5 protein-coding genes are annotated in these 6,399 nt (G+C 73.3%); 1 reads left to right on the top strand and 4 read right to left on the bottom strand.

The genetic code is table 11. From position 1 onward, the window contains the following. The 4 genes from JWQ05_RS16085 to JWQ05_RS16070 form a co-directional block, all read right to left on the bottom strand. Positions 1–591, bottom strand: a 591-nt coding sequence (locus tag JWQ05_RS16085) for a M20/M25/M40 family metallo-hydrolase (RefSeq protein WP_299660331.1), incomplete at its 3' end; no start/stop codon positions are given. A gap of 105 nt (positions 592–696) precedes the next feature. Further along, a complete protein-coding gene (locus JWQ05_RS16080; RefSeq protein WP_299660329.1) occupies positions 697–1,035 on the bottom strand; it encodes a DUF3325 domain-containing protein in 339 nt (112 codons plus the stop codon). Continuing rightward, on the bottom strand, positions 1,032–2,555 hold the full coding sequence (locus JWQ05_RS16075; RefSeq protein ID WP_299660327.1) for a PepSY domain-containing protein: 1,524 nt from the start codon (positions 2,553–2,555) through the stop codon (positions 1,032–1,034). Before JWQ05_RS16075 ends, JWQ05_RS16080 begins: the two co-directional genes overlap by 4 nt. Next, the gene (locus JWQ05_RS16070) at positions 2,552–2,917 is read right to left on the bottom strand and encodes an iron transporter (RefSeq protein WP_366944611.1); all 366 of its coding nucleotides are present in this window, start codon (positions 2,915–2,917) and stop codon (positions 2,552–2,554) included. Before JWQ05_RS16070 ends, JWQ05_RS16075 begins: the two co-directional genes overlap by 4 nt. A 266-nt stretch (positions 2,918–3,183) precedes the next feature. Here JWQ05_RS16070 and JWQ05_RS16065 point away from each other — a divergent pair. Continuing rightward, a partial coding sequence (locus tag JWQ05_RS16065) for a DUF4011 domain-containing protein (protein WP_299660324.1) occupies positions 3,184–6,399 on the top strand: 3,216 nt, incomplete at its 3' end.

Below are 6,399 nucleotides of genomic sequence, written 5' to 3'. Positions count from 1 at the left end.
GGGCTCGGGGATCAGCACGGCGTCGGCGCGGTAGCCGCGCAGATGGGTCATCAGGGCGCCGTTACCGGTGGATTCCTCCTCGACCACGGATTGCAGAGTAACGGTGGCGGCCGGCTGCAGGCCGATGCGCGCCAGCGCGTCGAGGGCGAACAGGTTGGCGGCGTGGCCCGCTTTCATGTCGGCGGCCCCCCGCCCGTACATCCAGTCTCCGTCGATGACGGGCTCGAAGGGCGGGTGGCTCCAGAGATCGGCGGGACCCGGCGGCACCACGTCCACGTGGGCCTGGAGGATCAGCGAGCGCCCGGTCTCGGCCCGGGGCCGGTGGATGGCGACCACGAGGGGGGCATGCGAGTGGGTCTCCGACATCGCCGCCCCGCCCGGGTGCGCGGCCAGCGCCGCCCCGTCCATGGTGAAGCGGTCCAGGGCGTAGCCGCGCGCCCGGAAGCTGCGGAACACGAAATCCTGGATCGCGTGCTCGGCGCCCCGGGTCGAGCCGAACCGCACCAGGGCCTGGATATGGGCGACCTGGTCCGCGAACCCGGCGGCGACGGCCTCGGTGATGCGGGTGGCGAGCATGGGGTCGAGGGACATCGGCGCTCCCGAGCGTGTCACGCCCTTAGGGTAACGGCGCCGGCCCGCTTAGGCGAGAAGGGCGGCGCCCGTCCACTCAGGCGAGAAGGGCGGCGCCCGTCCACCTTAAGCGAGGAGGGCGGCGGCGAGTGCCAGCGGCAGGGCGAGGAGGGCGGCGGGCCGAATCCAGGCGGGGCGATAGGAAGCGAGCCCGACGACGAGGAGGGCCGCCCCGGTCAACGAGCCGATCCACTGCACCGGGCCGAAATTCCAGTCCGAGGTCAGGATCGCGGCGGCGAACGAGGCCGCGATGGCGGCCCAGCCGCCCAAGCGCAGGGCGCGTGCGCGGGCCCGGCTCTGCCCCCGCCCGGCGATCGCCCGGTGGTGGCGGTCCATGGCGAGGCAGAGCGCGGCCAGGCCCGTGAAGCTCAAGGCGAGGTTGAGGGCGATGGAGAGGGGCGTCATGCTTTCACCAGACCGAGGGCCGGACCGCGTTCGGCCGGCGCGGCCCGCCGGCCCTCGTAGCGCGCGACCTTGCGGGCGCCGAGGGCGAGGACGAGGCCGAGACCGAGCATGGCGGCGTCGAAGCCGGCGAAATCGAGCCCGCGGTCCGTGGTGAGCCAACTCACCACGGGCACCGCGCCGAACAGCAGGCCCGCCGCCAGCCCCATCTCCGACCAGGCCCGCCGGTGCGGCCGGGCGAGCGGCACCAGGGCGGCGAGCGCCCAGGCCCCGAAGAACGCGGCGCCCTCCCAGGTCGCCCGTTGCGGGAGGTCGAGGGGCAGCAGCCGGTTGGCGAGGAAGAGGGCCGCGATGCCGATGGGCAGGCCCAGGATGGTGCCGATGTTGAGCCCGCGCACGAGGCGCAGGCCGAGGCCCGGGGTCTCGCCGGACTTCGGCATGCGGGCGACGCTCCACAGGACGAGGCCGGTGGCGATGGTGGCCGAGCCCATCAGGCCGCACAGGAAGAACAGCAGGCGCAGGGCGTCGCTCGCGAAGTGGGCCTCGTGCAGGCCCATGAAGCTGGTGAAGACCCGCGCGGCCGGCTTCAGGGCGCCGACGCGCTCGACGACCTTCCCCGAGACCGCGTCGAAGGCGATCTGCGGGTGCTGGTGGGCGAGGCCGTGCGGCTCCTCGAACACGGCCACCACGGTGGCGTTGGCGTCCCCCGGATTGTTGACGATGACCATTTCGAGGGGCTCGGAGACCTCTCCCTGTGCCCGCTCCAGGAGCGGCGTCAGGGGCGCGGCCTCCCCCGGCCGACCGGCGGCCGGGCTCCAGGTCGTGGTCTGGGCGGCCTCGACGTAGAAGCGCAGGTCGTCGCCCCGGTAGGCCGCCGTGACGCCCCAGGGCATGTACATCAGCGCCAGGGTCACGATGCCCGTGTAGGTGATCATGAGGTGGAAGGGCAGGGCGAGGACGCCGGTGACGTTGTGCGCGTCGAGCCAAGCCCGCTGCGCCGCCTTGTCCCGCCGGAAGGTGAAGAAGTCCGAAAAGATGCGCCGGTGGGTGACGATGCCGGAGATCAGCGCCACCAGCATGATCATGGCGCAGAGGCCCACGATCCAGCGGCCGAGCGTCGGCATCATCTGGAGTTCGGTGTGGAAGCGGTACAGGAAATCGCCGCCCTGCGTGTCCCGCGCCACGGTGGGCGCCCCGGTTCCGACATCGAGCGTCGCCTGGCCGAGCGGCGCCTCCAGGCTGTCCATCCAGTAGACCCCGATCAGGGGCCGGTCCGGCTGCGGCAGCGAGACGTACCAGGCCATCGCCTTCGGGGCGTGCGCCTTGAGGTAGGCGAGCCCCCGCTCGGCGGCCGGGGCCGGCTCGCTGGGGCCGGCGCGCAGTTCCGGGCGCATCCAGAGCGAGATGTCGGCGCGGTAATAGGTGGCGGTGCCGGTGACGAAGACCGCGAACATCACCCAGCCTGTGACGAGCCCGGCCCAGGTGTGCAGCCAGGCCATGGATTGGCGAAAGCCCAGCCTCATGCCGGCGGCCCCATCGGGTTGAGCGTGAGCGCGACCCAGACCCCCAGCCCCAGCAGCGCGGCGGGCAGGCCGAGGCCGATCGCGGCGCGGGCCAGGGTGCGGGCGGCAAAGGCCCAGATCACCGCCCCGGCCAGGATCGCGAAGCTCAGCAGCGTCGCGGTGGCGACCGCCTCCGAGCGCACCATCGGCAGGGTCAGCGACAGGAAGGCGGTGGCGAGCGCGGCGACGCCGTAGCCGCCGAAGGCCGCCAGCAGCACGCGCCCCAACACGGCGGACCGATAGCGCCAGCCACGCCTGAGGCGGTCCTGGGCGAGGGGACCGGAAACGTCCGTCACGGGCACGACCTTCGCAATCGGGAACATGATCCACCCGCTTTTGCCGATGCCGCCCGGATTTCCTTCCGCAAGGGAGGGAAATAGATCCGAACACCATCGCGCCCGCGTGAACCGGTCCCGCTATAGCGAGCCTCGTCTTGCGGCGGCAAACGCTATGTTATGGAATCATTCCAATTCGACGTTCCGTCAGGAAGCCCGTATCTTGCACGTTGTGATTGCATCAGCGATCGAATGGGTTGCGGTCACGCGCCGGCCATGGCTAGAACCGGGGCTCTGACCGGGGGCGGGGCGGGATGGCGGAGGCGGCTGGAGAATCCGAAGCCATCGCGTCCCTGGCGGTGCCGGACGAGGCCTGCCGCATCGCGTGCGACGCCCTGGCGCAACTCGGCATCGCGCAAGCGCGCGCCGGCTTGTCGCCGTTCCGCGCCATCTCGCTGACCAACATCGGCGAGATCGACCTGCCTGACATCGTGCTGAGCCTCGTCGCCGATCCGGCGATCCTGCGGGCCGAACCCCTGCGCGTGGGACGGCTGGCGGCGGGCGCATCTCGGACCTGCCCAACTCCGTCCGTCCATCTCGTCGTCGCGTCGCCTGGCGACGCGACGCCGTGCACGCTCTCCCTCGCCGCCGTCGCGGCTGGCCATGTCGTCGGCCGCGCGAGCGTGTCGCTGGTCCTCCTGCCGGCGACGCACTGGGCCGGAACCGAGACGGCAGCCGAGGCGCTGGCCGCCTTCGTGCGCCCCGGCGATCCGGCCGTGGACGACCTGCTGGCGGCGGCCACGGACCATCTCGCGCGAGCGGGTCGCGCCGACGGACCGGCGCGCTACACCGATGGTCGGGCCCGGGTCTGGGAGACGGCGCAGGCGATCCACGCGGCCCTGCGCGACCAGGGCCTGACGCATCGTCCGGCGCCCCCGCGCTTCGACCGGTTCGAGGCGCGCATCCGTGGCGCCGGCGCAATCCTGGCGGACGGGAACGCGAGCGACCTCGAACGCGCGCTCGTCCTGGCCGCCGCCTTCGAGCGGGCCGGGCTCAACCCTCTCGTGGTCCTCTCCGGATCGACGGTCTCGGCCGGGCTTTGGCTCGTCGATGCGCGCTTGCCGGAGGCGGCTGGCGACGACGCGCAGGATCTGCGCAAGCGCCGTGACCTCGAGGAGGTGATCCTGATCGCCCTCGAACCGGACCTGGCCTTCCCGGATGCGATCGCGCGCGGCGCCCGGATGGTCGAGGCCGATCGCTCCCTCGATCTCGTGCTGGACGTGCGCGGCGCCCGCCTGCGGGGTGTGTCGCCGCTCGCCTCCGAAGCCCCGCCCGCGCCCGCGCTGATGCGGCCACCCGCGCTGACAATCCCCTTCGCGCCGGCCCCCGCCTTCCCCGAGGACCGGCCGCCGCCCCTCCCGGAGCCCCGGCCCGAACCGCGCCCGCGCGATCGTCTGGAGGCATGGAAGTTGCGCCTCCTCGACCTGACCCTGCGCAACAAGCTCCTCAACTTCCGGTCGGGCAAGGCCAGCGTCACCCTCGTCGCGCCCGACCCGGACGCCCTCGCGGCGCGGCTCACCGGGGGCGCCTCGATCCGGCTCCTGCCGAAGCCCACGGAGGCGCCTGCGGACGAGGCCACCCTGAGGGACGCTCTCGCGAACGAAGACATCCTCACCCTCGCGCCGGAGGACGACCTCGACGCCCGCCTCACCGACCTGTTCCGGACCGCGCGCACGGGCCTGGAGGAAGGGGGCGCCAACGTGCTCCACCTCGCCTTCGGCTTCCTCGCCTGGACCCGGGGCGGGGCGATGGCCCCCGTTCGGGCGCCCCTGCTCCTCGTGCCGGTGGCCCTCACCCGCACCAGCGTGCGCGCCGGCTTCCGGCTGGTCCGCCACGATGGGGAGGCGCGCTTCAACCCGACCCTGATCGAGATGCTGGCCCGTGATTTCGGCCTCGCCCTGCCGGACCTAGACGCCGGCCTGCACGAGGACGGACTCGACGTGACGGGGCTCTGGCGCACCATCCGGGGGCACGTGCGCGACCTCAAGGGCTTCGAGGTCGAGACCGGGATCGTGCTCTCCACCTTCGCCTTCACCAAGGTGCTGATGTGGCGGGACCTCTCCGAGCGCACCGACCTTCTGAAGCGCAACCCCGTGGTGCGCCACCTCCTCGACACCCCGACCCTGGCCTATGGCGACGCCTCCGGCTTTCCGGCGCCCGAACGCCTCGACGCCGAGCATCCGCCAGCCAGCGTGTTCACGCCGCTCTCGGCCGATTCGTCCCAGCTCGCCGCGATCCTGGCCTGCGGGGCGGGCAAGGACTTCGTGCTGTTCGGCCCGCCCGGCACCGGCAAGAGCCAGACCATCGCCAATATGATCGCCCACACCCTGGCGCTCGGGCGCACGGTGCTGTTCGTCTCCCAGAAGACCGCCGCCCTCGACGTGGTGCGACGCCGCCTCGACGCCGCCGGCCTCGGGGCCTGCTGCCTGGAGGTGCATGCGGCCAAAGCCCAGAAGGCCCATGTCCTCGCCCAGCTCCGGGAGGCCTGGGCGGCGCGCGGCCCCGAGATCGAGCCTGACCGGATACCTTGGGCCGAGGCAGGGGCCGACCTCGATCGGCGCCGGGCGGGACTCAACGACTTGGTGGCGCGGCTGCACGCCCCCCGCGCCAACGGCCTCAGCGCCCACGCCGCGCTCGGCCGGGTAATCGCGGACCGTGGCCGCGACACGGCCCACATCCCCCTGTCCTGGCCCGACCACGCCGCCCACACGCCGGCGATTCTGGCGAGGCTACGGGCCCACATTGCGGAACTCGCCACCCTCGTGCCCATCCTCGGCGACCTTGCGGAGCACCCGCTGCGCGGCATCGGCCCGGCGGAATGGTCGCCGCTCTGGCGCGCCGAGATGGAGCGGGCGCTGGCGGACCTGCTCGCGGTGCTGCCGCCCTTCGCCGAGGCCGCGCACCGGCTCGGGGAGGCCCTGGCTCTGCCCGGGGCGAGCGGAACCTGGGACGGTACCCGGGCGCTCGTGGGGCTAGCGAATGCCCTCGCCCGGCCGGAAGCGGCGGCGGGCCTGCGCTGTGCCGCCCCCGACGCGCCCCTGATGCGCCACGCAGTGGAAGCGCGCCGCCGACATGCGCAAGCTCTGGCGCAGCATGAGGCGCGCCTGCACGGGCGTTACGCCGCCACCCTGTTCGAGACCGACCTTGCTGCGTTTCTCGACGCGTGGCGGGCGGCCAAGGGCGCCGGCATCCTGGTCCGTGGCACGAGACTCCGACGCCTGCGCCGGATTCTGGAGCCCGACGCCCTCTCGCCCCTGCCGGACGATCTCGGGCCGGACCTCGCGACCCTGGTGGAACTGCAGCGCCTGCGCGCCGACGGCCCGGCCCTCGCCGGGACGCTGGAGCGGGCCTTCGCGGCATTCGGGCCGCCCTGGTCGGAGGTCACGGCCCCGGCCGAGGCGTTCGCCGCGCCGTTCGCCTGGGCCGCACGGATGGCCCCGGCGCTGGCCGCCCTGGCGCAAGGCCCGCAG

The organism is Methylobacterium sp. (assembly GCF_028290105.1).
In the GTDB taxonomy this organism is placed as follows: domain Bacteria; phylum Pseudomonadota; class Alphaproteobacteria; order Rhizobiales; family Beijerinckiaceae; genus Methylobacterium.
Note: the sequence above shows the minus strand (reverse complement) of the source record. Positions and strands in the feature narration are given on the sequence as shown.

What these genes read in the sequence shown, in the direction of transcription:
- JWQ05_RS16080 (WP_299660329.1), bottom strand. Translation starts at nt 1,035, where the DNA reads ATGACGCCCCTCTCCATCGCCCTCAACCTCGCCTTGAGCTTCACGGGC.
- JWQ05_RS16075 (WP_299660327.1), bottom strand. Translation starts at nt 2,555, where the DNA reads ATGAGGCTGGGCTTTCGCCAATCCATGGCCTGGCTGCACACCTGGGCC.
- JWQ05_RS16070 (WP_366944611.1), bottom strand. Translation starts at nt 2,917, where the DNA reads ATGTTCCCGATTGCGAAGGTCGTGCCCGTGACGGACGTTTCCGGTCCC.